The 25,992-nt window shown below is 62.7% G+C and carries 21 protein-coding genes and 1 pseudogene; 12 read left to right on the top strand and 10 right to left on the bottom strand.

All coding sequences use genetic code 11. The annotated features are described in order from the left end of the window. A partial coding sequence (locus ZBI01S_RS06030; RefSeq protein WP_222822372.1) for a hypothetical protein occupies window positions 1–398 on the top strand: 398 nt, incomplete at its 5' end. Between the two features lie 21 nt (window positions 399–419). Here the strand turns inward: ZBI01S_RS06030 and ZBI01S_RS06035 are convergent. The 4 genes from ZBI01S_RS06035 to ZBI01S_RS06050 all read right to left on the bottom strand — a co-directional run bounded on the left by ZBI01S_RS06035 (window position 420) and on the right by ZBI01S_RS06050 (window position 4,920). Continuing rightward, entirely contained in the window at window positions 420–1,193 is a 774-nt protein-coding gene (locus ZBI01S_RS06035) for an HAD hydrolase-like protein (RefSeq protein ID WP_245610555.1), read from the bottom strand. Between the two features lie 56 nt (window positions 1,194–1,249). Further along, window positions 1,250–2,335, bottom strand: coding sequence for a glycosyltransferase family 4 protein (locus tag ZBI01S_RS06040; protein WP_066058092.1), 1,086 nt, complete (start codon window positions 2,333–2,335; stop codon window positions 1,250–1,252). A gap of 278 nt (window positions 2,336–2,613) precedes the next feature. Continuing rightward, entirely contained in the window at window positions 2,614–3,309 is a 696-nt protein-coding gene (gene nucS / locus ZBI01S_RS06045) for an endonuclease NucS (protein ID WP_066057845.1), read from the bottom strand. A gap of 120 nt (window positions 3,310–3,429) precedes the next feature. Continuing rightward, window positions 3,430–4,920: an MATE family efflux transporter gene (locus ZBI01S_RS06050; RefSeq protein ID WP_245610556.1), complete on the bottom strand. Its 1,491-nt coding sequence runs from the start codon at window positions 4,918–4,920 to the stop codon at window positions 3,430–3,432. Between the two features lie 405 nt (window positions 4,921–5,325). On the opposite strand from ZBI01S_RS06050, the gene ZBI01S_RS06055 reads away from it, so the two are divergent. The 10 genes from ZBI01S_RS06055 (at window position 5,326) to lplAB (ending at window position 19,254) form a co-directional block, all read left to right on the top strand. Beyond that, a complete protein-coding gene (locus ZBI01S_RS06055) occupies window positions 5,326–7,296 on the top strand; it encodes a M13 family metallopeptidase (RefSeq protein ID WP_066058095.1) in 1,971 nt (656 codons plus the stop codon). A 114-nt stretch (window positions 7,297–7,410) separates the two neighbouring features. Further along, a complete protein-coding gene (locus ZBI01S_RS06060) occupies window positions 7,411–7,725 on the top strand; it encodes a hypothetical protein (protein WP_066057848.1) in 315 nt (104 codons plus the stop codon). A gap of 120 nt (window positions 7,726–7,845) precedes the next feature. Further along, the gene (locus ZBI01S_RS06065; protein ID WP_066057851.1) at window positions 7,846–8,379 is read left to right on the top strand and encodes a phage holin family protein; all 534 of its coding nucleotides are present in this window, start codon (window positions 7,846–7,848) and stop codon (window positions 8,377–8,379) included. Next, window positions 8,372–8,644 carry a DUF3618 domain-containing protein gene (locus ZBI01S_RS10120; RefSeq protein ID WP_066057854.1) on the top strand — a complete coding sequence of 91 codons (273 nt, stop codon included), beginning with the start codon at window positions 8,372–8,374 and terminating at the stop codon, window positions 8,642–8,644. The genes ZBI01S_RS06065 and ZBI01S_RS10120 overlap by 8 nt, the downstream gene beginning before the upstream one ends. Before the next feature lie 8 nt (window positions 8,645–8,652). After that, complete coding sequence (locus ZBI01S_RS06075) at window positions 8,653–9,564, top strand: uroporphyrinogen-III synthase (RefSeq protein ID WP_066057857.1); 912 nt, start codon at window positions 8,653–8,655, stop codon at window positions 9,562–9,564. A 127-nt stretch (window positions 9,565–9,691) separates the two neighbouring features. Then, window positions 9,692–14,254: an aldehyde dehydrogenase family protein gene (locus tag ZBI01S_RS06080; protein WP_066057860.1), complete on the top strand. Its 4,563-nt coding sequence runs from the start codon at window positions 9,692–9,694 to the stop codon at window positions 14,252–14,254. 385 nt (window positions 14,255–14,639) lie between these two features. Beyond that, on the top strand, window positions 14,640–15,719 hold the full coding sequence (locus ZBI01S_RS06085; protein ID WP_066058098.1) for a 2,3-butanediol dehydrogenase: 1,080 nt from the start codon (window positions 14,640–14,642) through the stop codon (window positions 15,717–15,719). A gap of 217 nt (window positions 15,720–15,936) precedes the next feature. Next, window positions 15,937–17,175, top strand: a complete 1,239-nt coding sequence (gene rocD, locus ZBI01S_RS06090; RefSeq protein WP_066057863.1) for an ornithine--oxo-acid transaminase — start codon at window positions 15,937–15,939, stop codon at window positions 17,173–17,175. Between the two features lie 2 nt (window positions 17,176–17,177). Continuing rightward, a complete protein-coding gene (locus tag ZBI01S_RS06095; protein WP_066057867.1) occupies window positions 17,178–18,185 on the top strand; it encodes an alpha/beta fold hydrolase in 1,008 nt (335 codons plus the stop codon). Window positions 18,186–18,201: 16 nt separating this feature from the next. Further along, window positions 18,202–19,254, top strand: coding sequence for a lipoate-protein ligase LplAB (gene lplAB, locus ZBI01S_RS06100; RefSeq protein WP_066057870.1), 1,053 nt, complete (start codon window positions 18,202–18,204; stop codon window positions 19,252–19,254). A 455-nt stretch (window positions 19,255–19,709) separates the two neighbouring features. Here the strand turns inward: lplAB and ZBI01S_RS06105 are convergent, their stop codons facing one another. Continuing rightward, complete coding sequence (locus ZBI01S_RS06105; RefSeq protein WP_066057873.1) at window positions 19,710–21,650, bottom strand: heavy metal translocating P-type ATPase; 1,941 nt, start codon at window positions 21,648–21,650, stop codon at window positions 19,710–19,712. Beyond that, window positions 21,647–22,015 carry a Cd(II)/Pb(II)-sensing metalloregulatory transcriptional regulator CmtR gene (gene cmtR, locus ZBI01S_RS09560; RefSeq protein ID WP_083524569.1) on the bottom strand — a complete coding sequence of 123 codons (369 nt, stop codon included), beginning with the start codon at window positions 22,013–22,015 and terminating at the stop codon, window positions 21,647–21,649. Before cmtR ends, ZBI01S_RS06105 begins: the two co-directional genes overlap by 4 nt. 197 nt (window positions 22,016–22,212) lie before the next feature. On the opposite strand from cmtR, the gene ZBI01S_RS09565 reads away from it, so the two are divergent. Then, window positions 22,213–22,962 (top strand): formylglycine-generating enzyme family protein, encoded by a 750-nt coding sequence (locus ZBI01S_RS09565; protein WP_083524570.1) that lies wholly within the window; start codon window positions 22,213–22,215, stop codon window positions 22,960–22,962. A gap of 101 nt (window positions 22,963–23,063) precedes the next feature. Here ZBI01S_RS09565 and ZBI01S_RS06115 read toward each other — a convergent pair whose 3' ends face one another. The 4 genes and pseudogenes from ZBI01S_RS06115 to ZBI01S_RS06125 all read right to left on the bottom strand — a co-directional run bounded on the left by ZBI01S_RS06115 (window position 23,064) and on the right by ZBI01S_RS06125 (window position 25,862). Beyond that, entirely contained in the window at window positions 23,064–23,876 is an 813-nt protein-coding gene (locus ZBI01S_RS06115; protein ID WP_066057879.1) for an AAA family ATPase, read from the bottom strand. After that, complete coding sequence (locus ZBI01S_RS06120) at window positions 23,873–24,934, bottom strand: TnsB C-terminal domain-containing protein (RefSeq protein ID WP_306301614.1); 1,062 nt, start codon at window positions 24,932–24,934, stop codon at window positions 23,873–23,875. Before ZBI01S_RS06120 ends, ZBI01S_RS06115 begins: the two co-directional genes overlap by 4 nt. A 156-nt stretch (window positions 24,935–25,090) precedes the next feature. Then, a pseudogene (locus tag ZBI01S_RS10185) lies at window positions 25,091–25,261 on the bottom strand (helix-turn-helix domain-containing protein); the annotation flags it as partial. Between the two features lies 1 nt (window position 25,262). Further along, window positions 25,263–25,862, bottom strand: a complete 600-nt coding sequence (locus ZBI01S_RS06125) for a recombinase family protein (protein ID WP_066057884.1) — start codon at window positions 25,860–25,862, stop codon at window positions 25,263–25,265. Window positions 25,863–25,992: the final 130 nt, after the last annotated feature.

Consider the following 25,992-nt stretch of genomic DNA (forward strand, 5'->3'; position numbering starts at 1 on the left):
CCGTCATTGATTCGAGTAGCGAGTCTCTACCAAAGATTGGGGACTTGCAGAACACGCTGTTGACATGTCAACCCATGTTCCCTGGGGCTCAAGCTGAGGTGAATGATGAATCCGTCTACTATGACGGAGGGTTTGCTGTGTTTATAAAACCCGATACCGATGTAGAACAGTTGAAGGAAGAGCTGGCGTCTGCGCTTTCGAATGAACAGGGGTGGACAGCCCAGGAAGGACATGAAGGCGACCCCTCAAGTCGTAGGCGTTGGTTTGCTCAGGACAACTTCACAGTTTCAGTTGGCGTTAATGAGAGCGCAGATACGGGCGAAATCACACTTAACGTTTCTGCCGTTAGTCCTTGCTTCATGCCAGAACCTCCCTACGAGCGCGGCGACAAGCTCTAGCTCACCAATTGGCGCCAACTGCTAGGCAGGCAGCCCCAGCAGTTCGCGCAGCTCAGCCGCGGTCGTCGCAACCGCAACGGCGCCTTCATCCTCGCCAACCTTGCCGTAGCCCCAGGTCACGTAGATCGCGGGCACGCCGTTGGCAGCCGACCCGGTGACGTCATAGTGGCGGTCACCGATCATGATCGTGCGTGACAAATCCGCATACGCACTGCGCAAACGCGCCAACGCCTCAGCGACCACATCCGCCTTTGCCGACCGCGATTCATCCGCACTCGCACCAGTAATGAAGTCAAAATACTGTGCCAAGCCATAGTGCTCGAGCACCTTCGACGCCGCGGTCTCGGGCTTGCTCGTCGCGGTCGATTGGTGCACACCACGCGCATGCAGCTCGGCGATGATCTCGCCAACGCCCTCAAACGCGGGGGACTGCAGCAGTCCGTGCTCTTCGTAGATCTCGCGGTAGGTTTGCAGCGCGTGCGTGATCTCAATCGCGTCATCCAAGCCCTGCTCGCGGAACGAATCAATAATCGGCGGGCCCACATAGCTCAGCAGCGTCGCGTCATCCGGAATCGGCATCCGGAACGTATCAAACGTCGCCCGCATGGCCGCCACAATTCCCGCGGCCGAATCACTAATCGTGCCGTCCAAATCCCACAGCACCGTCGTGAACGGCGGTAGCCCGTCGCCGAGCGGCATCGGTCGCGCAGTTGCCGTGCGAGCCGGTGGCTGCGTGGGGTGGGGAGGTTCGGTAATCACCACGTCGACCGACGGGGTGTCATCAATATTGGTCATAGTGTTCAAAGCAATCTCGGGCATGTGCCCGCGGACAAGTACGAATACGGGACGGGTTATCCCATCTGGTTGAGGGCCGCATCCCACAGCGTCGCCGCGGAACGCTCCCAGCTAAATCGGCCGATGTGCGCCAAACCTGCAGCACGCACCGCAGCACGTTCGGCATCGTCGTCGAGCGCCATCACGCCCTCGGCAAAGTCGCGCGGATTGTGCGGGTCGAAATATTTCGCGCCAGCACCGGCAACTTCGTGGAAGATCGGCATATCGCTAATCACCGCCGGCACACCGAGCGCAAGCGACTCGGCCACGGGTAGACCATACCCCTCATCGAGCGAAGCGGTCGCGAGCACCGCATCCCTTGCCAACAATCGCGCATATTCGGCATCGCTCACGCCCTCGTGGAACACCACCTGCGCGCCAGCGGGAACCAGCGCCTCAAGCTCACGCTTGCGGGCGGGCTGGATGCGGCTGAGCAGGTGCAGCGTGCGCCCCGGCAGAAACCCCATGCCGCGGATCAGCGTCTCGACATTCTTGTAAGGCAAGAACGCGCCCATGTAGACGATGTTCTTCGGGGCGGATGCACCGGGTGTCGCGTTCGCGTCGAGATGCTCGGCCAGGTTGTTCGGCGCGTTCGGCACCACCACGATGTCGTTGCGCGTGAGGTTGTGCTCGATGATCTGCTGCTTGGTGGTTTCGGAGACCGTGGCGATCAGATCGGCGCCGTTGAGCGCCATACGCTGCGGCACGTAGGTGAGGTGGTAGGCGCGCCAGCCAAGGCGCAGCAGCGGGTTGAGGTGACCCGGCGGCTTGGGGTGACGGTGGTAGATGAGATCGTGGAGCGTGTTGATCGCGATGTAGTTGCGGCCGGTAGTGCCGATGGTCTGCAACGGCGAGAACACGACATCAGGGCGGTACTTGTTGAGGCGCAGCGCCGCGATCGGCTCGAGCGGAGACTCGTTCGAGTGCAGCAGCAGCCAGCGCGCATCTTCGGGCAGGTGCGCGAGCTGGGCGCGGTCGTGGATGAGGAAGGTCACCTCATCGGGGTGCTGCGCGTGGATTGCCTGGGCAAGTTGCGCCGAATAGCGGCTGATGCCGTCGTGAAAGTCGGTGCGGATGTACCGCGCGTCAAAGAAGAATCGCACGGGCACACCCTACCGAACCGGGCCGTGCATCCGGCGTACCGAACCGGGGAGTAGCGCCGAGCCCGAGCCCGAGCCCGGGCGCAGCGAGCATTCGCCGTGACTTGGGTTGTCGCCGGCTTTCGTGACTCGTTTTGTCCGTTTGGAGGACGTATTGCCCGTTCAATCGAGTAAACGAGTCATCAAGGCGGATGCGGTTGGCTGCGGCCAAGCCGGACGAGCCGGGATGCGGTTGGCAGCGGCTGGGCCGGGCTGCGATGGGGTCCGAGGTGCGGACGGGGCTAGAAGAGGCGAAGTTCGCCGGATTCTTCGCCGCGCATGTCGTCGTAGTCGAGCACCAGGCAGCGGATGCCGCGGTCTTCGGCGAGCGTCCGAGCCTGTGGCTTGATCTCCTGTGCCGCGAACACACCCTGCACGGGGGCCAGCAGCGGGTCGCGGTTCATCAGCTCGAGGTAGCGGGTGAGCTGTTCCACACCGTCGATCTCGCCACGACGCTTGATCTCAACGGCAACGGCGGCACCCTCCGCATCCCGTGCCAGAATGTCAACCGGGCCGATTGCGGTCATGTGCTCGCGGCGCACCAGCGTGTGGCCATCGCCGAGGCGCTCGATCTGCGCGGCGAGCAGCTCTTGCAGGTGGGCTTCGACGCCGTCCTTCGTGAGCCCGGGGTCGACGCCGAGTTCGTGGTGCGAGTCCGAAACGAACTCGAAGATGTTGACGCGCAGGGTGTCGCCCGACTTGCGGTGCTTGACCTCCCAGCACTCGACAACGCCGGCCAGCTGCTGTTCTTCGCTCAGCTCAGCGACTTCGAATGTCGCCGGCGGGCTCATCCAGTTGAGTGGCTTGTAGCTGCCGCCGTCGCTGTGCACGAGCAGCGAGCCATCGGCCTTGTGGATCAGCAGGCGGGTGGCTTCGGGCAGGTGGGCGGTGAGACGGCCGACGTAGTCGACCGAGCAACGAGCAATGACAAGACGCACCCCCAAAGGGTACCGGGATGCATCCGGCCAGCTGTGCGCCGCGCCAAGAATGCGGTGCAGCGAAGGCAGTCGGATGCGGTCGGCAGTTCCGCAGGGATGCGGTCGCTCGCGCAGCTGCCGCTAGCGGCTGGCGTCGACGCGGCGCGGTGCGGCGGGGGAGTCCTGGGCTGCCTCGCGGGGCGGCTGGGCGACGGATGCGCGAGCCGACGCAATAGCGACCGGCGCACTTACCGGGGCAAGCTGCATCCACCGCGAACCCAGTGCCCGAACCCCGAGCGTGATCGCGCGCGAGCACATCATTGCGCCACCAAACGCGAGCCAAACCAGCGGTGCTTTGCTGTCTTGCTCCATGTCCATCGACATGGCCAGCGCCAGCGCACCGCCGAACACGGCAAGGTTGACCACGCCGCTCAGCGCCAGGTAAGCGTTGTCGGCTGCGCCAATCAGCACGCCGTCAAGCACGAACACCAGGCCGGCAATCGGCATCGGCAGCGCCACCACGAAGAGCACGATTCCCGAGAGTGCCTGCACCTTCGGGTCGTTGGTAAACCACGATCCGAGCCACGGCGAAACCGCGAGCAGCAGCGCACCGAGCGCCAAGCCGAACCCGAGACCCCAAACGCTGAGCTGCATAACGAGCGAGCGCACTCGTCGTTCGGCTTCGTCAACCGCAGCGGTGCTGTCAGTTGCGGCGCCGACGCCATCCCGTTCGCCGAGGTCGTGCCCGATCATTGCCTGCGCGGCGATCGCCAGCGCATCGAGGGCAAATGCGAGCAGGTTAAAGATGGTGAACGCGATTTGGAAGGTCGCGAGCGTGGTGGTGCCGAGCTGTCCGGCAGCCCACACGGTCGCCACGAGGGCGATGCGCAGGGTCAGTGTGCGCAGCAGCATGTAGGTGGATGCGCGCAGCTGCTCGGTTGGGTTGCCGATGCCGGGGGAGAGCGAGACGTGTTCTTCGCCCGCGGCCTTGAGGGCGATCGCGGCGTAGACGCAGGCCATCAGTGTTTCGACGACCGCGGTGCCGAGCGCGGATCCGGCGATGCCGAGCTGCAGTCCGAAGATAAAGACGTAGTTGAAACCGATGTTCGCCACGGCGCCGCAGAGCGAGACGACCAGCGGCGTGCGGGTGTCTTGCAGGCCGCGCAGCAGTCCGGTGGCCGCGATCGAGACGAGCATGCCCGGCAGTCCCCACAGCGAGATCGTGAGGTAGCTCATGGCGGCGGATGCGACGAACGGGTCGTCGGTCATGGTTGAGATCACGGGGCCGGCGGCGACCAGGCCAACCAGCAGCAGTGCCACGGCGCAGTACAGTGCCAGCCACATCCCGTCGATACCGGCGCGGATGGCGTCGGCACGGTTACCGGCACCCAGACGGCGGGCGACGACCGGGGTCGTGGTGTAGGCCAAGAAGATCATCAGCCCGACGAGCGTCGTGATGCACATCGACCCAATCGACAGGCCGGCGAGGACCGTCTCACCGAGGTGTCCGACCATGGCGGTGTCAGTGGCCACGAAAATCGGTTGCGCAACCAGTGCCCCGAGGGCGGGAATGGCGAGGGCCAGGATGCGTCGGGAGGTACTGCGGGTGGCGACACCTTGGTCTGTGGTCACGTGGCAATTGTCGCACGCTGTGAGTCTGCTGGGAAAGTGCCGGCCTGTTGTTGACGTAACGTTGCGCCCCGCACTGCCGCACGCCCGGCCCGGCCGCCACGCTGCCCGGCCGCCCCGCAGACTTCGCGTTGTGGCCTACTTTGCCCACTTCGGGACGCGTTTACTGTGCAAAGTCGGCCACAAGCGTGTGGTGGGGTGCATGTTGAGGCCGACTTGAGTGGGCTGCCAGTGGGCTGCCGATGGGCGCAGGATGCACAGGGCACGTTTCCGATGCCCGGTTCGTCTGCAGCGCAGGTTCCACGTGATCGGCGGGCATCCGGATATTGCGGCGCTGTCGGTCGAGGACCGGCCACAGGTTCCCTGTGATCGGCGGGCATCCACGCGCATGTGGTTACGCTGGTGCGCATGACTTCTGACGCATCGTTGCCCGCAGGAATCGACTACGAGTCCTTTGACCAGCAGATTCGACCGCAAGACGACCTCTTTCGTCACGTCAACGGTCCCTGGATTGCGAACACCGAGATCCCGGCCGACAAGAGCAGCTATGGCTCGTTCCATATGCTCGTCGACGAGGCCGAACTCGCCGTGCGCGAGATTCTCGAGCACGAAGCTCCCGAAGGTTCCCCGCTGCGCAAGGCCAATGATGCCTACGCCGCATTCATGAACGAAGACCGCCTGCGCGAACTCGGTACCACCCCGATCGACGCTGACGTACAAGCGGCCCTGAGCGCCGCATCCATCGACGACCTGCTCGAACTGCTCGGCCAGCACGAGCAGCGCGGTGGCGGCGGATTCCTGGGCATGTACGTCAGCCCAGACGCTGGCAACCCCGCAATCAACGCGCTCTACGTCACCCAATCGGGTCTGAGCCTGCCCGACGAGTCGTACTACCGCGAGGAACAGTACGCGCCGATCCGCGAACAGTTCGTGGCCCACCTCGAGCGGATGCTCACGCTCGTCGGCCTCGACGACGTTGCCACCCGCGCGGCGGCGATCATGGCGCTCGAAACGGCGATCGCATCCCACCACTGGGATGTCGTGAAGACCCGCGAGGCCGACCTCACCTACAACCCGATGTCGCTGGATGCGTTCCTCGAGCCGTTCGGCGACCGCAATATGCGCGGGTGGCTGGCCGCACAGCAGGCACCCGAGGGCGTGTTCGAGCGCCTCGTGGTCTGCGAGCCGAGCTACATCACCGGTGTGGCGTCGATGCTCAACGACGAACACCTCGACCAGTGGCGCAACTGGTTGGCCTGGCGCATCATCGTCGGCAACGCGGCGCTGCTGACCCCCGAGATTTCGGCGGCGAATTTTGCGTTCTTCGGCACTGTTCTTACCGGCGTGCCAGAACAGCGCGCTCGCTGGAAGCGCGCCATCGGCTACGTCGAAGGCATGCTCGGTGAGGTCGTGGGCGAGGCGTACGTCGCCAAGCACTTCAAGCCCGAGGCCAAGGCGAAGATGGATGCGCTGGTCGCGGATCTCGTGGCGGCATACCGCGAGTCGATCACCCAGCTTTCGTGGATGGGTGAGGACACCAAGAAGCGCGCGCTCGCGAAGCTCGAGAAGTTCTACCCAAAGATCGGTTACCCCGAGAAGTGGCTCGACTACTCGGCACTCGAGGTGTCGCGCGATGACGTCGTGGGCAACGCTCGCCGCTCGGCCAAGGTCGAAGCCGACCGCCACTATGCGCGCGTCGGCCAGCCGGTCGACAAAGACCTGTGGCTGATGACGCCGCAGACCGTGAACGCCTACTACATGCCGACCACGAACGAGATCGCGTTCCCCGCGGCCATCCTGCAACTGCCGTTCTTTGATGAAAACCGGGATGCGGCGGCAAACTACGGTGCGATCGGTGCCGTTATCGGCCACGAAATCGGACACGGCTTTGACGACCAGGGCTCGAAGTACGACGGCGACGGCCTGCTCGAAGACTGGTGGACCGAAGCTGACCGCGCCGCGTTCGAGAAGCACACGAAGTCGCTCATCGACCAATACAGTGCACTGTCGCCCGAGGGTGTCGACGGCGAGAAGGTGAACGGCGAGCTCACCATTGGCGAGAACATCGGTGACCTCGGCGGGCTCGGGATTGCGTGGAAGGCATACCTGCTGCACATCGGCGGTGCCGACCAGCTCGCGGCGCATGAAATCGACGGTGTCAGCGCCGCGAAGCGGTTCTTTCTCTCGTGGGCGCAGGCTTGGCGCGAACAGCGTCGCCCCGAATACATGAAGATGCTGCTTGCGGTTGACCCGCACAGCCCGTCCGAGTTCCGCTGCAACCAGATCGTGCGCAACCTCGAGCCGTTCTACGAGGCGTTTGACGTCACCGAATCGGATGCGCTGTGGCTCGACGAGAGCGCGCGTGTTGAGATTTGGTAACAACTAGCTGAGTGGATGGGCGTGATCCCAAGGGTTGCGCCCATCTGCGGCCGTTAGCCTAGAGGCGAATCACCTAGGCAACGACATACATATTCCGCAACGGAAAGGTACGCCATGAAGACCGCAAACAAGTTCGCACTGCTCGTTGGTGCTGCTGCTGGTTACGTCCTTGGTGCTCGCGCCGGACGCGAGCGTTACGAACAGATCGCCGCGCAGGCCAGCAAGGTTTGGGAATCCAAGCCGGTACAGCAGCAGGTCAACAAGGCGCAGGGGCTTGTTGATCGCTACGTACCCAAGGCTGTTGAGGGCACATTCCGCGGCGCCGGTACCGTCGCTTCGGGACTGGTGAGCCAGGTCATGGGCGCAAACAAGCGCAAGCGTGCGGCAGCCTCGCAGCCGAGCGGCACCGTCGAGCGCCCGGCCAACTAATTCCTGTTCGCCGACCGCGGTAGCCGCCTGACGCCCAGGCGCGCCTGACACGTAGGCGCCAGGCCGACTAGGCTCGAACTGCGGGCACGATTTCGCTATTGCGACCAATCGGCAACGAACATGCGGCGCGCATCCGCGCGAATCGCCACCGAATTCATCCGCCTCGAAGGGACCATTCACGTGAGTGCGTACGACAAACCAGACCCCAAGCGCGGTCCGTTTCCGAACGCTGAAGAACCGATGCGGTTCGGCAAATTCAACCCGAAGTCGCGCAAGCCGCTCGCCAAGCTCGTCAGCAGCGTGCCGCAGCTGGCAATGAAGCTCGCGCAAGACGAGATGGAGCAGGCCAAGCAGGAGCTCACCTCCAAGGCCATCAAGGGCGGCACCGGCGCCGCGCTGTTCGGCGTCGTGGCGTTCTTTGGCCTGACGCTGTGGGCCGTGCTGATCACCTTTGCCATTCTCGGCTTGAACTCGTGGTTCGCACCCTGGCTCTCGGCGCTCATCGTCGCCGGCGCCTTGCTGGTGCTGATGATTATTGCGGCGATCGTCGCCATCGTTATGTTTAAGAAGATGCAGGGCATCAAGCCCGAACGCACGCTGGAATCGGTGCGTCAGGATCTGAACGCTGTAAAGGGGCTCGGTCGTTATGAGTAACGAAGCACAAGCAAAGCGCAGCTCGGCTGAACTGCGCCGCGACATTCAGGTAACCCGTCGCGAACTTGCCGAAACACTCAATGCCCTCGAGTACAAGCTCGATGTTCCAGCTCGCTTTGGTGAATGGAGCAGCGAACGCAAGCAGCAGTTCGTGGCTGCAAAAGAAGAGAACCCAACCAAGGTTTACGGCCTGCTTGGCGCTGCCGCGGCCGGAGTTGTGGGCATCGTGGCCGGCATGATCATGCTCGGTCGCCGCGGTCGCTAGGGCATCTCGTGTCATCCAACGCCCCGTTGCGTGGATGGAAGATCCTCGTGCCGCGCGGGGGTTCATTCGGCAACGACGTTGCCGAAGCCGTTCGCGCGCGCGGGGCGTTTCCAATCATCGCGCCGCTCATCAACTTCGCGAGCCCGGCACCGCAAGACGCGCCGCTGCTCATGGATTCGCTCGCGCGCTTGGCCCACGGTGAATACGACTGGCTCGCGGTCACGAGCGCCACTGCGGTCGACGTCATGCACTCAATGAACGTGCAGGTACCGCCGACCACCCGTATCGTCGCCGCCGGCGAAACCACCGCATCCGCCCTCATTGCCGCTGGCTACCGCGTGGACTTTGCGCCTTCGCACGACAACTCGGCCAAGGGTCTGCTCGTGGAATGGCCCGAAAGCGGTCGCCGTATGCCGAAGATTCGTGTGCTCTGGCTACGCTCTGAGGCCTCGAAACCCGACTTCGCGCGTGGCCTCTGGCGCCGCGGGCACAAGGTCGATTCGGTAGTTGCGTATCGCAGCGTTGGCGTGCCAGCGGCCGAGTCGATTCGCTACGACATGCACCACAGTCGCATCAAGGCGGCGCTGGTGACTTCGGGTTCGGTCGCTGAACAGCTGATGAAGCAGTTCGCGCCGATTCCAGATGACATTCTCTTGGCCGCAATCGGGCCGCGGACCACGAAAGATGCGCGCGCCCAGGGGCTGCGGATCGACGTGGTTGCGCGCCAGCGTTCGGTCGCGTCGCTGCTCGACGGGCTCGAGTGGGCGGCAGCCGGTGAACCGCTGGCCGAAACCTCCGCCATTGACCTGCGCGAGCTGATGGAACTTGAGGCCGAGGAACGCGGGCTAGAAGTGCGCCGCGAGGACATTCCCGCAGTCGACGAAGAACGACCGAACACCGGGCTGATCGACCTGCCGTAAGGCGATGCGGCGCGTTCGCACCCGATTTGCGTTCGCATCCACAGAAATGATCGAGATTCTGGCGGTGACATCGGCACCCGCCGAGTCGATCACCTGCTGGTAGGTGCCCCGGCGCTACACTCGCGACATGGCACCACAGCTTCCCCCGATGCAACCGGGTAACGCCGCCGATTCTGCCGGTCCCGCGGACCGCCGATTCGCACGCGCCGATCACGAATCGCAGCCTGGCGGACGGGAAATCGAGCAGGTTCGGGCACGCCGCGTTGAGCGTGCCGACCTGGTTCGTTCTATCCTGCAGCGCAAGCGCGCGCAGCCGGATGCGGACGTTGCGGCTGGCAGCGATCTGGCGGTTACTGGCCCGGATGCGGTACCCGCACAGCAGGCAGGCATGGTCGCGGTGAGTGCCGAGGACCTGCAGTGGCGCGTGCCCCAGTGGGATGACGCGCTCGCGACTCGGAATGTGGCCGGTGAGGATGCCGGTGCCGGAGTTGTTGCGGCATCGCCCGCGGTTGACGCTCACCAGCAGGGCCCCGGCGCCCAGCCGAGCCCTGGTGTGAATGCCAACGATTGGGGAATGCCGGCGGCCGGGACTGGGCCCGACGGCCAGCGTGACGAACTCGGTGCAGTTGGGGTCGCATCCGGCGAACCAATCGCCATTGACCACGCCGCATCGCCCGCGCTCGAGATGCTCGGCAAGTGGTGGCGCGAAGACTGCGCCGCGCGCTACGAAATCGAACGTGCCAAGCAAGCCGAACCTAACGCGCGCCGCCGCGCGAAGCTCGACGCCGACAGCGAGCTCAACCTCGCCATGCGCAGCGAGGGCGGCGAGGCGTTCATGCTCGGCCTTGTCGATGACGTGCTGCGCCCCGACGATCTGCTCGCCTCTGGATTCGGTCTCAGCGACCTTGCCGACCGCATCCCCGAAACCCTGAGTTCGCGTGCCCGACGGGGCTTCCAGATCGGCGCATTTGCCGGTCCCGGCGTGCCGTTTGTTGCGGTACCTGCTGTGCGCCGGGCGGCGCGCCGACTCTTCGGCAGCGCCATCATCACCGGCGGTGACGAGGCACTGACGAAGGCCGCTGCCGCCGCGACCGAACTTGGCGCATCGGTCCGTGTCACCCCGCTCACCGATGCCGTACTTGGCGACCACGGCGTGCACCAATTGCGCGAACGGATGCGGACGCTCGTGTCGCGCGCAGACGTGCACGAAGTCGAACTCACCTGGCGCGACCTGGTGCCCAACGGCAGCGCCTGGGACTTTATTGGCGCCTGTGAACGCACCGCGATGCAGCTCGCCGAACTCGCCATGGTCGCCCGCCAAGCGCGGCCACCGCAGGCCGGAGCGCCGGTGCGCCTGATGGTGCGCGCCACCTGCTCGCGCGATGCCGAAGCTGTGGTCGAAACCTGCATGCGGGCCATGAAGATCGACGGGATGCATGGCTCGCTACTCGGAGTCGCCCTGCCGGTTGACCTGCCCGAATGTTCGTCGCTCATTCGCCGAGTGGCCGGTAGCGCCCACATGCACCGCGAAGAGGGCGGACAGCCGCTGCGCATCAGCCTCTTTCGCATGACCGATCGCGGTGTCGAACGCGTGGATGCGCGCCGGCACGAATGGAAGATTGCCACGTTCGTTGACGACGCCGACGTCGACGCGAACATGGTGCGCTGCATCGACACGGTGCTCGGCACCGAGCACCACGGCGTGCTCGAACTCGAACTCGACTTTGCGCCAGCGATGGATGCGGTGCTCGCGGCCAGTCTCGCGGCGCAGCGTCGCGCACTTGTTCCGGTCTCGGTCATCGTGCCCAACGGCGTCGATGACGCAACGCTGCGCCGCATCGGTGAGATCGGCGCGCAGCCGAGCGTGCGCATCGCGCAACTGCCCGGTGATGACTTCCGCCCCGCCGTCGGCTACGCGCGCACGCTTATTCAACGAGCCGCTTGGGGCGAACAGGAACGCCTTGCGCAGCTTGCTGAAGTGACCGCGATCGCGCGGGCACAGGGTACGGCCATTGCGGGAATTACTCCTGGAACCCCCGCCGGCCCCGGAACTGCCGCCGACCCAGCCGGTGCCGATGCGGTACTGCAGCCCGTTGCCGCCCACGACGGGTACGGCCCACAGCAAGAACGTCTGCTCAGCGCAATTTCGCGGATGCACCAGCTCCCGGCAGGCAAGATGCGCACGCAGTCTCGAGTCGCGCCCGAGGACGCCCCCGGCATTACCGCGGCGATCGAGCTCGAACTCTTTCCAGACGGACTCTTTGACGACGAGGCCGCAAACGACGCGAGCCGCGAGGGCACGAACGGTGCAAGACGTGCCGAATCGGCCGCATCCGGCACTGAACTCAGTGCGGCTGACGCCGCACGCGCGAACGCGAACACGACCGTCCTCGGAAAACGCGACGGCGGTGCATCCGGTTTCGAACTGGCTGGTGAAACTGACACGGTAGACGAAACTAGCGGGCATCCCGAACCCGGCGCTGCACCTCGCGCCTACGACACGCAAGCGCAGCGCGAAAACCCGGCCGACACCGGCGCTGCACCAAACCTGACGGAAGTCGTATTGGGACTTCGCCGCGGGCGAATCCTGCGCAACACCTTCCGCAACACGCCCGATAGCGACCCAACACTGCCGGAGATTCGTGACTGGGCGCGCGCGATTCAGCGCCGCAGTGCTCGCAGCCAGCTTGGCATCGACGAAGCTGCATCACACCACCTGCAGTCCATCGAACAGGTCACCGAAATCATCGAGCGTGCCAACGCCGCCGGCACCTCGTGGCGCGAAACCTCGGGTTGGGAACGTGCCGCGCAGCTCGAACAGCTGGCCAAGGCGATCGACGCGAACCGTGCGCGACTCATCGAAGTTGCCATGAGCGAAACCTGCCTGACGTTCGCCGAAGTCGACAGCGATGTAAGCCGCTGCGTCGACCTCGCCAACTATTACGCGCACCTCGCCCGGCAGCTTGACCGCATGCAGGGCGCCTCGTTCGACCCGGTGCGCATCACGCTGGTGATTCCCGGTTGGGTGCCGCCGGTTTCGTCGGTCGCCAACGGGCTGCTTTCGGCGCTCGCGGCCGGTAGCGCGGCGATCTTGGTGCCGGCCCCGCGCAGCGAACGCACGGCGGCGATCTTCGCGCGCGTGCTGTGGGCAACCGACCTGCCGGGCGACCTCGTGCAGCTCGCCGGTAATGACCACCAGCGTTTGAGCGAAGACCAGCTTGCGCGCGAGCTCATCGTCGATGAGCGCGTCGAGCGTGTGCTCATGCAGGGCCACTATGACACCGCCGCGCACTTTCTCGCGTGGCGCAGCGATCTACCGATGATCGGTGCATCCGGTGGCAAGTCATCGGCCATCGTGACCCCGGCTGCCGACTACGACCTGGCCGCGCGCGATATCGCCACCAGCGTGATCTCGTCGGGCGGGCAGAACCCATTGCGGCCGTCGGTGGTCATCCTCGTGGGCGCCGCGGGACGCAGCGAACGATTCACCGAACAGCTTGCCGATGCCCTCGCATCCAAGCGCGTCGGTTACCCGTCTGACCCGGTGGTGGATGCGGGACCGCTCGTTTCGCGCGCCGACCCCAAGGCGATGGAACAGCTCACCTCGCTTGCCGAGGGGGAGCGGTGGATTCTCGAACCCCGAAGTGTCGACGACACCGGACGCCTGTGGACCGCCGGTATTCGCGTTGGCCTGACCCGCGAATCGACGGTGCTTACCAACGACGCCATGGTGCCGGTCGTGAACCTCATTACGGTGCGCACCCTGCGCGAGGCGATCGAGTTGCAGAACGACCTTGACTGCGGGCTCGGCGCCAGCCTGTTCTCACTCGACCGCGCCGAAATCGCCGAGTGGGTGCAGGGCGTTGAAGCCGGCAACCTGTACGTCAACCGCGACGTAATCGGCATGCGCGTCCAGCAGCAGCCGATCGGCGGCTGGAACCGCTCGATGATCGGCACGAAGCTCAAGACCGGTGGTCCGAACTCGCTCATGCACCTGGGGCGCTGGCGTGCCGACGAGCACGAACAGTCGAACACGTTGCACCTGCGGGGGCTTGAGACACCGATCTCGCGCCTGATTGAGGCGCTGCAAGGTGGGCTGAAGTTTGAAGAGTTCGAGCGGGTGCGTCGCACCGCGCTCAGCTGCCAGATCGCCTGGAACGAGACGTTCGGTGAGGTCACCGACATCAGTAACCTGCGCATCGAACGCAACCTGTTCCGCTATCGACCCGCGCCCTGCCTCATCCGCTTCTCATCGGATGCGAAGGCCGACGAACTCGGCCAGGTGCTGGTGGCTGCGGTGGCGGCCCGCGCGCCGATCATGATCTCGAGCGCTTGGGAACTGCCGACCGGTTTGGCTCGCGAGCTCGAGCAGCGTCAGGCATCGGTACGGATCGAGTCGGATGACGAGTTCTTGGCACGGCTGCGGAGCGAGGGACTGCGTGAGGCGCCGCGGATGCGGTTGCTCGGTGGTTCGCGCAAGGCGGTGCAGAGCGCGCTCAAGAACGCGGTCGACATCGCGCTGTTCTCGGATGACGTGACGCTTGCGGGGCTGGTGGAGATGTTGCCGTTCCTGCGCGAGCAGTCGATCTCGATTACCGCGCACCGCCACGGCAACGTCGATGAGCGCGTGTTCTCGCTGTTCCCGCACGAGACGATTGTCGACCCGGATGCGAGCCTGCTCGGCAAGTAGTCGCTGCGTTGGGTGAGCTGCGCACTTGTGTGCTCCGGGGCCTCGGGAAATTTGTTGCATATACGGGGCAGCAAGCCCATATACGGGCCGCCTACCCGTATATGCAACAGGATTCCAACGGGGTCGCGGTGACTGGCTGCGTTTGTTGGACTGACCGTGGCAAGAATTGTTGCCACATAGCGCCTTCATCGAAATAGTTGCTTCGGAGGCGCCCACAGGCAACAAATCTTGCCGGGCAAAGTCGAGCACAAGCAGGCCGAAGTATGCGCGCATTACACATATTTATGCGTAGCTTCTAATTGTTTCACTACCAACATGTGTGCCCGTTGATCTTGATTGCCGAGACTTGAGGGAGTTATTCCACCACTAGGTATTGGAGATGGGTATGAAGGCTGCACGCTATTACGACAACAAGGACATCCGCATCGAAGAGGTGGATGCCCCTACCGTGGTTCCCGGCACCGTCGGCATTGACGTTGCCTGGTGCGGCATCTGCGGCACCGACTTGCACGAATACCTTGAGGGTCCGTTGTTCATCCCGCCGCACAACCATCCACACCCGATTTCGGGTGAGTCGGCACCGCTGACGCTCGGCCACGAAATGTCGGGTGTCGTGTATGAAGTCGGCGAAGGCGTCGAAGGACTCGCCGTTGGTGACCACGTGGTCGTTGAGCCGTACATCATCTCGGACGACGTCGACACTGGCGCCGACAGCAAGGACTACCACCTCTCGAAGGACATGAACTTCATCGGCCTCGGTGGTGGCGGCGGTGGCCTTGGTGAAAAGATCGTGGTGAAGGCTCGCTGGGCACACAAGATCGACAAGAAGGTGCCGCTCGACCAGGCCGCACTTATTGAGCCGTTGACGGTTGGTGCACACGCTGTCGAGCGTTCGGACGTCAAGGAAGGCGACCTTGCGATTATCGGTGGCGCTGGTCCGATCGGCCTGCTTACTGCTGCCGTGTTGAAGGCGAAGGGCGTTACTGTGGTGATGTCAGAGCTCAGCCCGTTGCGTCGCGAGAAGGCACTCGAAACCGGTGTCGCCGACTACGCGTTTGACCCCCGCGAGACGGATGTCGTCGCTGAGGTTCGCAAGCTCAGCCGCGACGGCAAGGGTGCGGATGTCGCATTTGAGGCAACGTCGGTGCAGGTTGTACTCGACACGCTGATGGATGCAGTGCGCCCGACCGGCGTGATCGTCGTGATCTCGATTTGGAGCAAGCGCTCGGACTTCGACATGCACAAGCTCGTGATGAAGGAAATCGACCTGCGCGGCACAATCGCGTATGTAAACAACCACCCAGAGACCATCAAGATGGTCGAAGAGGGCAAGGTGAACCTCGAGCCGTTCATCACTGGCAAGATCGGCCTCGACGGGCTGGTAGACGAAGGCTTTGACACCTTGATCAATCGCAACGAAACCGCGGTGAAGATCCTGGTTTCGCCTTCGGGCGCCGGGCTCTAGGCTCGCTGCGGCATTGATGCCGCCAACTCTCGCGCCGTCGTTCCCGTTTTGGGTGCGGCGGCGCGCTTGTCGTCCGGTAAACCAAGAAATTTGCCCCCTGCCAGCACTGATGGGCCAAATATGCGTTCTGACCCCCTGTGCGGGGCAGATTTCAGCAGCGACGAGTGTGCCGCAGCACAATCAGCCTGCCAAACCGACGCGAACTAAGATCGAATGCATGACTGCATCCGAGATCTCACCGAACGCCCAACTCGAAATCGACAAGGTCAACCGCTACACGGCGCATAACTACGCGCCGCTCGACCTGGTACTGACTTCGGGCGAAGGCGTGTGGGTCACGGATGTAGACGGCAACCGCTACCTCGACTGCCTCACCGCCTACTCGGCTGCAACCTTCGGCCACGGCTACGGCAAGTTCATCGACGTCATGCGCGACCAGATGAGCAAGCTGTCGCTCACCTCGCGCGCGGTTTATGCCGAAGGCATCGGTGACTTCGCCGAGGCGCTCACCAAGCTCGCCGGCAAGGACATGGCGCTGTTCATGAACACCGGTGCCGAAGCCAACGAAACCGCGCTCAAGATCGCCCGCAAGTGGGGCGTGCGCGTCAAGGGTCTGCCGCAGGGCGCGGGCAAGATCATCGGCATGGAGGGCAACTTCCACGGCCGCACCACCACGCTCATCTCGCTGAGTGACGACCCGGTCGCAACCGCCGACTACGGTCCCTTCACTCCCGGATTCTCGCTGGTGCCGTTCAACGACATTGACGCCCTGCGCGACGCCATCGACGACGAAACCGTTGCCGTCATCCTCGAACCGATCCAGGGCGAGGCCGGCATTATTGTTCCGGATGCGGGCTACCTCAAGCAGGTGCGCGAGCTCACGGCAGAGCGCAACGTGTTGATGATCTGCGATGAGGTCCAGACCGGTATGGGCCGCACGGGTACCACGTTCCGCTTCCAGGCCGAGGGCATCGAGCCCGACCTCATCGTGACCGCGAAGGCGCTTGGCGGGGGCATCCTGCCGGTATCGGCCGTCATTGGTAACGAGGACGTGTTGGGCGTGCTCGAGCCGGGAACCCACGGCTCGACGTTCGGCGGTAACCCGCTCGCCGCTGCCGTCGGTACGGCAGTGTGCGAGGAACTCGCCACCGGAAAGCTGCAGGAAAACTGCCAGCAGCTGCATCCGGTGCTTCGCGAAGGTCTTGAGGCGCTGATCGGCCGCGGTGTGACCGCAGTGCGCGGCGCCGGCGTCTGGATGGGTGTCGACATCGACCCGAAGATCGGTACAGCTAAGGACGTTTGCGTCGACCTGCTCGCGAAGGGCGTGCTCGCCAAGGACACGCACGGCGTGACCGTGCGCCTTGCCCCGGCCATGATCATCGGCCGCGAAGAGATCGACATGCTGCTGCGCGCGTTCACCGAGGTCATCAACGCCCGTTGGGAGGCGGCAGCGTAACCATGGGTGTCGCGGACCGCTTCTACACGCCCGGCCAAGATACGACCGTTGACGGCATCGAGGTCGACTACACCGAACACATCCTGCAGCTGCACGGTGATTACGTGCACGTGTACGAGTGGTTGCCGCAGCTTGCCCCGGGGCAGCGCGCGAATGCGCTCGTGCACATTTCGCACGGTGTCGGTGAGCACGTGCGGCGGTATCAGCGGTTCATTCGCGAGCTGACCGCGGCCGGGTATGTGGTGATCGGTCACGATCAGCTCGGCCACGGGCGCACTGGTGTGCGCAACTATGGACTGGGGCAGCTTGGTCCGGTGGGGATGCCGGGCGCGCGTCGGGTGGTGCACGATGTGATTTCGTGGGCGAAGGAGCGTCACCCGCAGCTGCCGTTTGTCGAGTTTTCGCACTCGTGGGGCTCGCTGATGGCGCAGCAGTTGTTTGCGTGGCGTCCGCGGTTTGCGGATGCGATCGTGTTTTCGGGTTCGTCGCTCGCGTTCCCGGGGTTCATCAACGTGGGCGAGTACAACGATCACTGGAATGATCTGGGGATTGCGAAGCCGCACCGCATGGACTGGATCTCGCGCGACGAGACCGAGATCAAGCGCTTGAACGATGACCTGTACGGCTTTGACGTGACGAAGTCGGTGGTGTTCCAGCCTCGGCACGCAATTCACCTAGCGACCCGCCTGCCGCTGCCTCGCTGCGGTCGCGCGGCCGAGGTACCCGTCTACATTCTTGTGGGCGACGAAGACCCGATGGGCTACTGGGGTAGGGGTGCGCGGGCGCTCGACTGGGTGATGCGCAAGCTGTACCGGATGCGGAACGTCACGCTGCGTATCATGCCCGGTTCGCGTCACGAAGTGTTGAACGACCTCGACCGCGATCGGGCGACGGCCGAGCTGATCGATTGGTTGAACTGGCGGTTTGTGTCCCCCGAGGCCGGGAATGCGGCGGCCCCGAATGCGGTGGCCGAGACTGCCGCGGCACCTGCCGAAACACGCGCAAAGTAGAAAGGGGCCGCATCCGATGCACGGTGAATACAAGGTGCCCGGCGGCAAGCTGGTCGTCGTCGATTTCGAGGCGGATGCGGATGCGCGGTGCTCGCAGGTGCGCGTCGCTGGCGACTTCTTCTTGGAACCTGACGACGCGCTCGAAGCGATCAATGCCGCACTCAACGGGATGCCCCTCGCATCCACCCACGACGAACTTGCCGAAGCGGTGCGCCGCGCGCTGCCCGCGGATGCGCAACTGCTCGGGTTTTCGCCCGAGGCGGTCGCGGTGGCGGTGCGCCGCGCGATTACCGGCGCGCGTGACTGGCGCGAATACGATTGGCAGATTATTCGCCACGAGCCGCTGCCCGCGGCGATGCAGGTGGCGCTCGACCAGGTGCTGACCGAAGAGGTCGCGGCGGGGCGGCGTGCGCCGACGTTGCGGTTCTGGGAGTGGAACGAGTCGGCGGCGATTATCGGCTCGTTTCAGTCGGTGAAGAACGAGGTCGATGTGGATGCGGCGGCTCGCTATGGCGTGCAGGTGTTGCGTCGGATTTCGGGTGGCGGTGCCATGTTTATGGAGGCCGGCTCGATCGTGACGTACTCGCTGTATTTGCCGGGTGAGTTGGTGGCGGGCATGTCGTTTGCTGAGTCGTATGCGTTTTTGGACGCGTGGGTGCTCGATGCGCTGCAGGGGATTGGCATTAATGCGCGGTATGAGCCGTTGAACGACATCACTTCGCCCGAGGGCAAGATCGGTGGGGCCGCGCAAAAGCGGCTCGGTTCGGGTGCGGTGCTGCATCACGCGACATTGTCGTATGACATTGATGCCGACCGGATGCTCGAGGTGCTGCGCATTGGGCGCGAGAAGATGAGCGATAAGGGGCACCGTTCGGCGAAGAAGCGGGTGTCGCCGTTGAAATCACAGACGGGTTTGCCACGTGCAGAGATTCTTGATGCGCTCGAGGCGAAGTTTGTTGAGTTACACGGTGGCGAGCGGGATGCATTGACCCCGGCTGAGCTTGAGCGTGCGGCTGAGCTTGTGAAATCGAAGTTCACGAACCCGGAGTGGGTGTATCGGGTGCCGTAGGTTTGCTTTCTCACAAGGCAGTTTGATCTAGGGTTAATTCCATTGAATATCTATAACTGGCCAATAGGTAGTAAATGGTATGTGCGCAATCATTATGAGTTGTCATATGCCTAGCCTCAAATGTGGGATTTCTGTTCAACTCTCCCAACTAAGCTTCAGCAAGCTCAACCAATCAGTTGCCCACTGGGCACACTAACCCGCCACGACCGAGGATGATGCATTTAAGCTCATAGGCTGCGCATAGAAAAATGGCGGCCCATTAACGGTCGTTTTTGACCAGATAACCAAGAACCAGGAATCCCCGGCGTATGACTGTTAGTTTCAATTGGCGGTTTATCACCGTTAAAAATGGCGCATCGCACAGCACCACCCACTTTGGTTTTAGATGGTTGAAGGCGGGGCGCTAATTTCCCGGTGGAAATAGTGCCCCGCCTTCAACGGCAACGAAGCCAGCGCTAGTGCAGGACGTTGCCCGGCTGCTGGGTGAGCTGCTTGCGGTGGATACGGGCAGCACGAAGGCCGTTGGCAATCACGATGACTTCTGCGACCTCGTGGACCAGCACTACCGCGGCTAATCCAAGCACTCCGGTAATAGCCAAGGGCAGCAGGACAACGATGATCGCCATTGACAGGACGATGTTCTGATTCATGATCGCTCGGCCCCGTCGGGCATGGGACAAGGCTTGCGGGATCAGTCTCAAGTCATGGCCGGTGAAGGCTACGTCGGCTGATTCTATGGCGGCATCGGCACCGGTAGCGCCCATCGCAATTCCCACGGTAGCGCTAGCCAAGGCAGGGGCATCGTTGATCCCGTCACCGATCATCCCTGTAGGAACCTGTTGCACCGACGAAGCGATTTCACGGGCCTTGTCTTCAGGTCGCAGTTCGGCATGAACGGTGTCTATACCGGCGATTGAAGCCAGCGCGTGGGCAGTACGGGAGTTATCGCCGGTGAGCATCACCACGTCGATTCCCTGGTTATGCAGGTCTCGAATTGCCTCGGCGGCTTCAGGGCGTAGTTCATCGCGCACGCCGATGACGCCAATGACCTGCTCTGCACGGGTGACCATGACGCAGGTTTGCCCGGAGGCCTCCATGGATTCAACAGCGGAAGCAAGCGATCCTGGGGCAATCCATCGAGGACTGCCGACCCCGACCTGAACACCATCCAGGACGCCGGTAATGCCGTGTCCTGGCTCTTCGTTAACCGCCGATGCCTCCGGGATCGCGGGTACTGCTGCGGTGATGGCCGTAGCTAGAGGGTGGGTGCTGTGCTGTTCCAGGGCGGCAGCAACGGCGAGCACCTCTTCGCGAGTCGAATCATAAACGGTCTGGACTTGCGTGACCATTGGCTGATTGCGTGTGAGTGTTCCAGTTTTATCTACCGCGATGCGGCGCAGGGAACCAAGCCGTTCGAAGGCTGCTCCGCTTTTGATGATGACACCGAACTTGCTGGCAGCTCCGATGGCGGAAACAACGGTGACAGGAACGGCGATGGCCATCGCGCAAGGCGAGGCTGCGACCAGCACGATCAGTGCGCGGGTGATCCAGGTTACGGGATCGCCGAAGATCGCTCCAAGCACAGCAACCAGTACGGCCAGGACGATGACACCGGGAACCAGCGGGCGGGCAATGCGGTCAGCGAGCCGTGCCCGTTCGCCACGTTCCGACTGGGCTTGCTCGACCAGGCTCACCAACGTGGTCAGGGAGTTGTCCGTGCCGTTTGCCGTTGCAGTGACCACTAGCGCGCCGGATGAATTGATGGAACCAGCAGCAACCTGGTCACCTACGGTTACTTCGACGGGGATTGATTCCCCCGTGATAGCGGAGGTGTCCAAGCTGCTTGATCCTTGGCTGACCACGCCATCGGTTGCCAAGCGTTCACCAGGCTTCACGCGCAGGGCATCGCCAATCTTGATCTCTGCTGCACTGACCACGACCGGTGCGTCGTCACGGATGACGGTGGCCGTTTCCGGGACGAGCTTCAACAAAGAGCGCAGGCCCGAGCGTGCCCTGTCCATGGCTTTGTCTTCCAGGGCTTCGGCAATGGAATACAGGAATGCCAGGGCTGCGGCTTCTTCGATATATCCGAGGATGACCGCACCGGTGGCGCTGATGGTCATCAGCAGCCCAATGCCGAGTTTCCGTTTCGTGAACAGGTTTCGCAGGGCGCCGGGAGCAAAGGTAAAAGCGCCCAGCAGCAGGCCGATCCAAAACAGCGCCAAGGTCACGATGGCGGCGCTTTCGCCGTGGGTGCTCCATTCAAGGACGAGCCCGGCGAGGAAGAAAACGCCTGAGGCTATGGGGACGAGCACGTGCCAATCCCGCCACCAGGGCAGTTCCTCTTCGAATTCTTCGGTGGGTTCCGGTGAATCGCAACCGCAGGCGGAACTCATGCTTGCTCCTCGTGTTCTCGATCGGCGCTGGTGGCGCAGTCAGGGCAGGAAGGGTCCAGGCAAGGTACTTCATCATCGACGGCCAACGTCACGTCAACCAGGGCGCTCAGGGCGGTGGTGAGGTGAGGATCGGTGATTTCGTACCGGGTTTTGCGGCCTTCCATTTTCGCCACGACAATTCCGCAGCCGCGCAGGCAGGTCAAATGGTTGGAAACGTTGGCGCGGCTCAATCCCAGGGCCTGGGCAAGTTCCGCTGGGTATCCGGGTTCGTGCAGCAAGGACAGGAGGATGCGTGACCGGGTGGGGTCGGCCATGGCGCGGCCAAGCCGGTTCATCGCATCGATCCGTGATTCAATGTTCATCATACGATGTACTGTACAGCACTTGATGTATTAGTGGCACCGCTCAAAATCGGTCGTTTCTGAACCGCATCGAGTGCGCTGCACCCCGACCGCTGTGACTCGCGCCAGTAAATGTCGTGATTCTCAGATCGTTTCTTGTCGTAGCCAACGTCTGCCGGCATTGCTTGGAATCGAATGAAGACCTGGCATAGCCTCGTTCTGTGCAGTTCTCTCATATCCCTAGTGGTCTGGTTTGTCTCGCAGACGCTCGACGAGGGACCGAGAGGCACGTCGCCCTCGTCTCTTTCTGGTTGAGCACCGTTGCTGTTAGCGCGACCGATTTCTTGGCTGGGCGGATCACAGAAACCACTCCAGACGGTCACTCTTTTCCCGCGACCGGTGTGACCTGGCGAGAGGCTATTGCGTGGTGCAATAGTGCGTCTGAGCATGAGGGGTTACAGCCTGCATACCTCATCGACAGCGACACTGTCCATTGGAATCCGCAGTCCGAAGGTTATCGACTACCCACCGAAGCAGAGTGGGTTCACGGCAGCATGGGTGGTTCTGCAGGGCCCCGCTACGGTCCGCTGAACCAGATTGCTTGGACAGAAGAGGACGGCACGACTGGTCCACAGCCCTCTGGAAGCAAAGACGCGAACGCCTATGGACTATTCGACACGCTCGGCAACGTTTGGGAGTGGTGCTGGGACCGTCTAGACCCTGCACGGTACGGCGACTACAGACTCCTCAAAGGTGGCGGCTGGGCAGACCCACAGTGGAGTTGCCGGGTGGGTGTCCGCCGAGGAAATGCCCCCGACGCCATCGTGGACGATGTTGGCTTTCGTGTTGCTCGCGGAGCTGTGTCTCGGAGCGAGGCCGCCGATGGCGGGCAGGGGTGGTCGGAGCGTGACGACCGTCAGCGTGCGATGCTCGGCGGCCCGCTACCCGTGGGGTGGACGCCGCTGAATTAGACACATCACAAACGACCGTTCATGAGTCAGTCGATTCACTCCTCGGCTAGTGTGACTGTCTGCGCCGTTTGGCGGATAAATTGCAGAAGTAGGTGGCGGTTTCATGCGCCGATCACGAGCGTGCTGGCAGCGGCTTCGATGACGTCATCAGTGATGGTTTCAAGGTCGTTGATCCTTAGCACTCGCCCGATCTGAGGGAAGAGCCGTTCGAGAAGGCGAAAGTTGCCTCGGGTGATGCGCTCGATACAAGCGATTGCTTGGGCGTCCGTAAACTCCTCGGGGTCGAGCGTGCGTCCCAACACCTTCCATTGACGGGTGAGAACGAACAGGAGCTCGTCGCGGGCAAGGTTGCGGTAGCGATGAGAGAATCCGATTCGGCTGTAGAGCTGCGGATAGTGCCGAAATCGCTTGTCGATGCCGGGCATCCCTATGAAAACAACTGCGATCTGCTGGCGGTCATGGCGGTCGCGAAGTATCTCGAGTGCGGTTGAGTTGAGTCGTTCTGCCTCGTCAACGATGAGCAGTTCCACCAAGTCTCGTGGGTTGCCCCGCATTAACGGGCTCGTGATCTTGCCAATTTCTCGGAGGTGCTCGTCGATGCAAATGCCGAGCCGCCCCTGCAGGTGGTCAATCTCCTGGATGAGTTGGGCTGGCTTTGGAAGTACGGAGGGTGTGTAGAACAGTGTGCGGGAACGAGATGCTGCTGCGTAGCGCGCAGCATCTCCGTCGGTGCGCGGTCCCCACTCAACCAGGAATGGTTCGAGCAAGTCCCACCGGGCGTAGCGCCGACCAGACTGAGTTTTCCCCACTCCGGCATCTCCTTGACAGATTCCAATAGTGCGTTCTTTGCGGACGGCGTTCGCAAACTCTTTGAAGCGGCGGTGTTCTTTTGTGATGATGAAGTCGCGGCTCATGATTCGTCCTCTTCGTATGTCCGAAGTTTGACTCGGCGGGTTCCGGGAGGCTCTGCAGGGATTTCGTCGCGAGGGGCCGCACGGGGAACTCGTTCGTTTATCTCTTTGCGGAGCTGTCGGCGGCGTGCCCGGCGAGCTGTCTCGATGTCTCGGAGGCTGAGCCTTTGATTGGGGTGACTTTCGTCGACGGCGACGCAAATGTAGGTGTCGTGGTCGTACACGCGAATTTCGGAGAGATCTCTGGGGTCGTATCTGATTGTGATGCTGCGTCCCACGAAGGGTGCGAGCGTCGGTGCGACGTAGCGCTGGCCTTGGAAGTGGATTCCGTCTCGCTGAACTACTCGGCTTTTCGGCACGGTGAGTAGAAGCCCGTCCAGTTGTTCGAGGTTGTCGGGGAGGCGGGGCATCCAACCGTTGCCGATCCATGCGGACTTGGGGCTGGTGCCAAGTTCGCTGTGCACTCGGTCGTTGTATGCTGCAACGAAATTGCCAATCGCATGATCGAGCTCTGCGAACGTGAGTGCTGGTTTTGGTGCGGGTGAGCCCTTTGTGAGCTTGCCGGGTAGATGCGGGAGGAGTTCGGTGTTAATCGTGCCGAAGAACCGCTCCACCTTTCCACGCCCTTGCGGCCTGCCAACGCTTGAGTAGATCACTCGGATCTTGAGCGCAATAGATGTGTGTTCCAGATGGAGGCTCGTGAAGTCGCTGCCGTGATCGACGTGGAGGACTTCCGGAATTCCGCACATGGCCCAAGTGGGGTCACTTTTGCGCCAGATCGCTTGCCGTAGCGCAAGGGCGGTGTTGATTGCAGACGGGGAGCCCACAAACACTGTGTACCCACAGATCGCTCGTGAGTAGTCATCGAGGATGATCGTCAACCAGGGTCGTTCAGGGCGCCCATGAGCCCCTCGTATGAGAATGTCGAGTTGAGTGTGGTCGGCCTGCCAGGTCGCGTTGGGGTGTTCGGCTCGTCGCCGGAACACGAGCTCGTACTTGTCGCGGTACGAGGCCGGCCCTTCGAGCGCGAGTGTGACGAGTCCGGGATCAAGGCTCTGCACGATCGAACGAATCGTGGAATAACTCGGACGCGCGAAGCTGTTGCGTCCGGCCTCGGCGCACGCAAGCCGATGTAGCGTCGCGATCGACGGCCTCGGGCGAGTGAGTGCTAGTCGCTCGACAAGGGTGATGAGTTCCTGCTGTGTTCGCCGCGTTCCGCGATCGCTTCTGGGCTCATCATGTAGTGCATCGATGCCCCCGTCGAGGTAGAGACGTTTCCATCGCTGAAGAGTTCTTTCGCCGACGTTGGTCTCTCGTGCCAGCGTGGTGAGCGGGATTGCGTCCTCAACATGGAGCCGCAGAATTCGCCACCGCGCTAGCGCATCCATGTCACACCCGGTGAGCTGCTACTTTCGCTTCCGCAGCGCGTTGGTGTCGATACAGGGTGGCTCTCGACCATCCCACAAGTCGTGCCGCTTCTTCTGCCGTACGACCCTTTGCACGCGCTTCTTGCACGATCCCGAGTTTCTCTTTGATCATGGATGGATTCACGGGAGGTCGGCCGAACTTCGTTCCCGACTGCTTGGCCGCGGCTATCCCCGCATTCACCCGTTCAGTGATGAGTTCCCGCTCGTACTCAGCCAAAGTCGCGAGCATTCCAAGCATCATTCGACCTGAGGACGTTTCCGGGTCTATCCCGTCAGAAATGGAGCGCACCTTCACTCCGCGCTCCCGCAAAAGGTTCACTGTACTCAGCACGTCGATCAAGGATCGGCCGAGTCTGTCGATGCGCCACACCACTACGGTGTCGCCTTCTGCCGCATACTCGAGAAGCTTCTTCATCCCGGGTCGTTGGATTGCCGTACGGGAGCCTGATGTCACATCGGAGAACACGTCACGTGCCTCCACTCCTGCCCCGGTGAGCGCATCATGTTGAAGCCGAGCATCCTGACTATTCGTGCTCACCCGCGTGTACCCCAACGACCTCATGTCACCAGTATGACTCGTAAACCCCGTGCCTGGTTACTGGCAAGACAATTTCTGGCGAGATGAGTTATTGAGACAATACGGGTCGCGAATTCGTGAGCTTGGCCGGATGTGCCAAAAGACAGAGTCAGGT

Origin of the sequence: [Zimmermannella] bifida NBRC 103089, assembly GCF_001570925.1 — a bacterium.
In the GTDB taxonomy this organism is placed as follows: domain Bacteria; phylum Actinomycetota; class Actinomycetes; order Actinomycetales; family Microbacteriaceae; genus Gulosibacter; species Gulosibacter bifidus.

Bases quoted from the DNA above. Each gene is read 5' to 3' on its own strand.
- ZBI01S_RS06035 (WP_245610555.1), bottom strand. From the start codon at position 1,193: ATGACCAATATTGATGACACCCCGTCGGTCGACGTGGTGATTACCGAA.
- ZBI01S_RS06055 (WP_066058095.1), top strand. From the start codon at position 5,326: ATGACTTCTGACGCATCGTTGCCCGCAGGAATCGACTACGAGTCCTTT.
- ZBI01S_RS06060 (WP_066057848.1), top strand. From the start codon at position 7,411: ATGAAGACCGCAAACAAGTTCGCACTGCTCGTTGGTGCTGCTGCTGGT.
- ZBI01S_RS06065 (WP_066057851.1), top strand. From the start codon at position 7,846: ATGCGGCGCGCATCCGCGCGAATCGCCACCGAATTCATCCGCCTCGAA.
- ZBI01S_RS10120 (WP_066057854.1), top strand. From the start codon at position 8,372: ATGAGTAACGAAGCACAAGCAAAGCGCAGCTCGGCTGAACTGCGCCGC.
- ZBI01S_RS06080 (WP_066057860.1), top strand. From the start codon at position 9,692: ATGGCACCACAGCTTCCCCCGATGCAACCGGGTAACGCCGCCGATTCT.
- ZBI01S_RS06085 (WP_066058098.1), top strand. From the start codon at position 14,640: ATGAAGGCTGCACGCTATTACGACAACAAGGACATCCGCATCGAAGAG.
- rocD (WP_066057863.1), top strand. From the start codon at position 15,937: ATGACTGCATCCGAGATCTCACCGAACGCCCAACTCGAAATCGACAAG.
- ZBI01S_RS06095 (WP_066057867.1), top strand. From the start codon at position 17,178: ATGGGTGTCGCGGACCGCTTCTACACGCCCGGCCAAGATACGACCGTT.
- lplAB (WP_066057870.1), top strand. From the start codon at position 18,202: ATGCACGGTGAATACAAGGTGCCCGGCGGCAAGCTGGTCGTCGTCGAT.
- ZBI01S_RS06105 (WP_066057873.1), bottom strand. From the start codon at position 21,650: ATGAGTTCCGCCTGCGGTTGCGATTCACCGGAACCCACCGAAGAATTC.
- cmtR (WP_083524569.1), bottom strand. From the start codon at position 22,015: ATGATGAACATTGAATCACGGATCGATGCGATGAACCGGCTTGGCCGC.
- ZBI01S_RS06115 (WP_066057879.1), bottom strand. From the start codon at position 23,876: ATGAGCCGCGACTTCATCATCACAAAAGAACACCGCCGCTTCAAAGAG.
- ZBI01S_RS06125 (WP_066057884.1), bottom strand. From the start codon at position 25,862: ATGAGGTCGTTGGGGTACACGCGGGTGAGCACGAATAGTCAGGATGCT.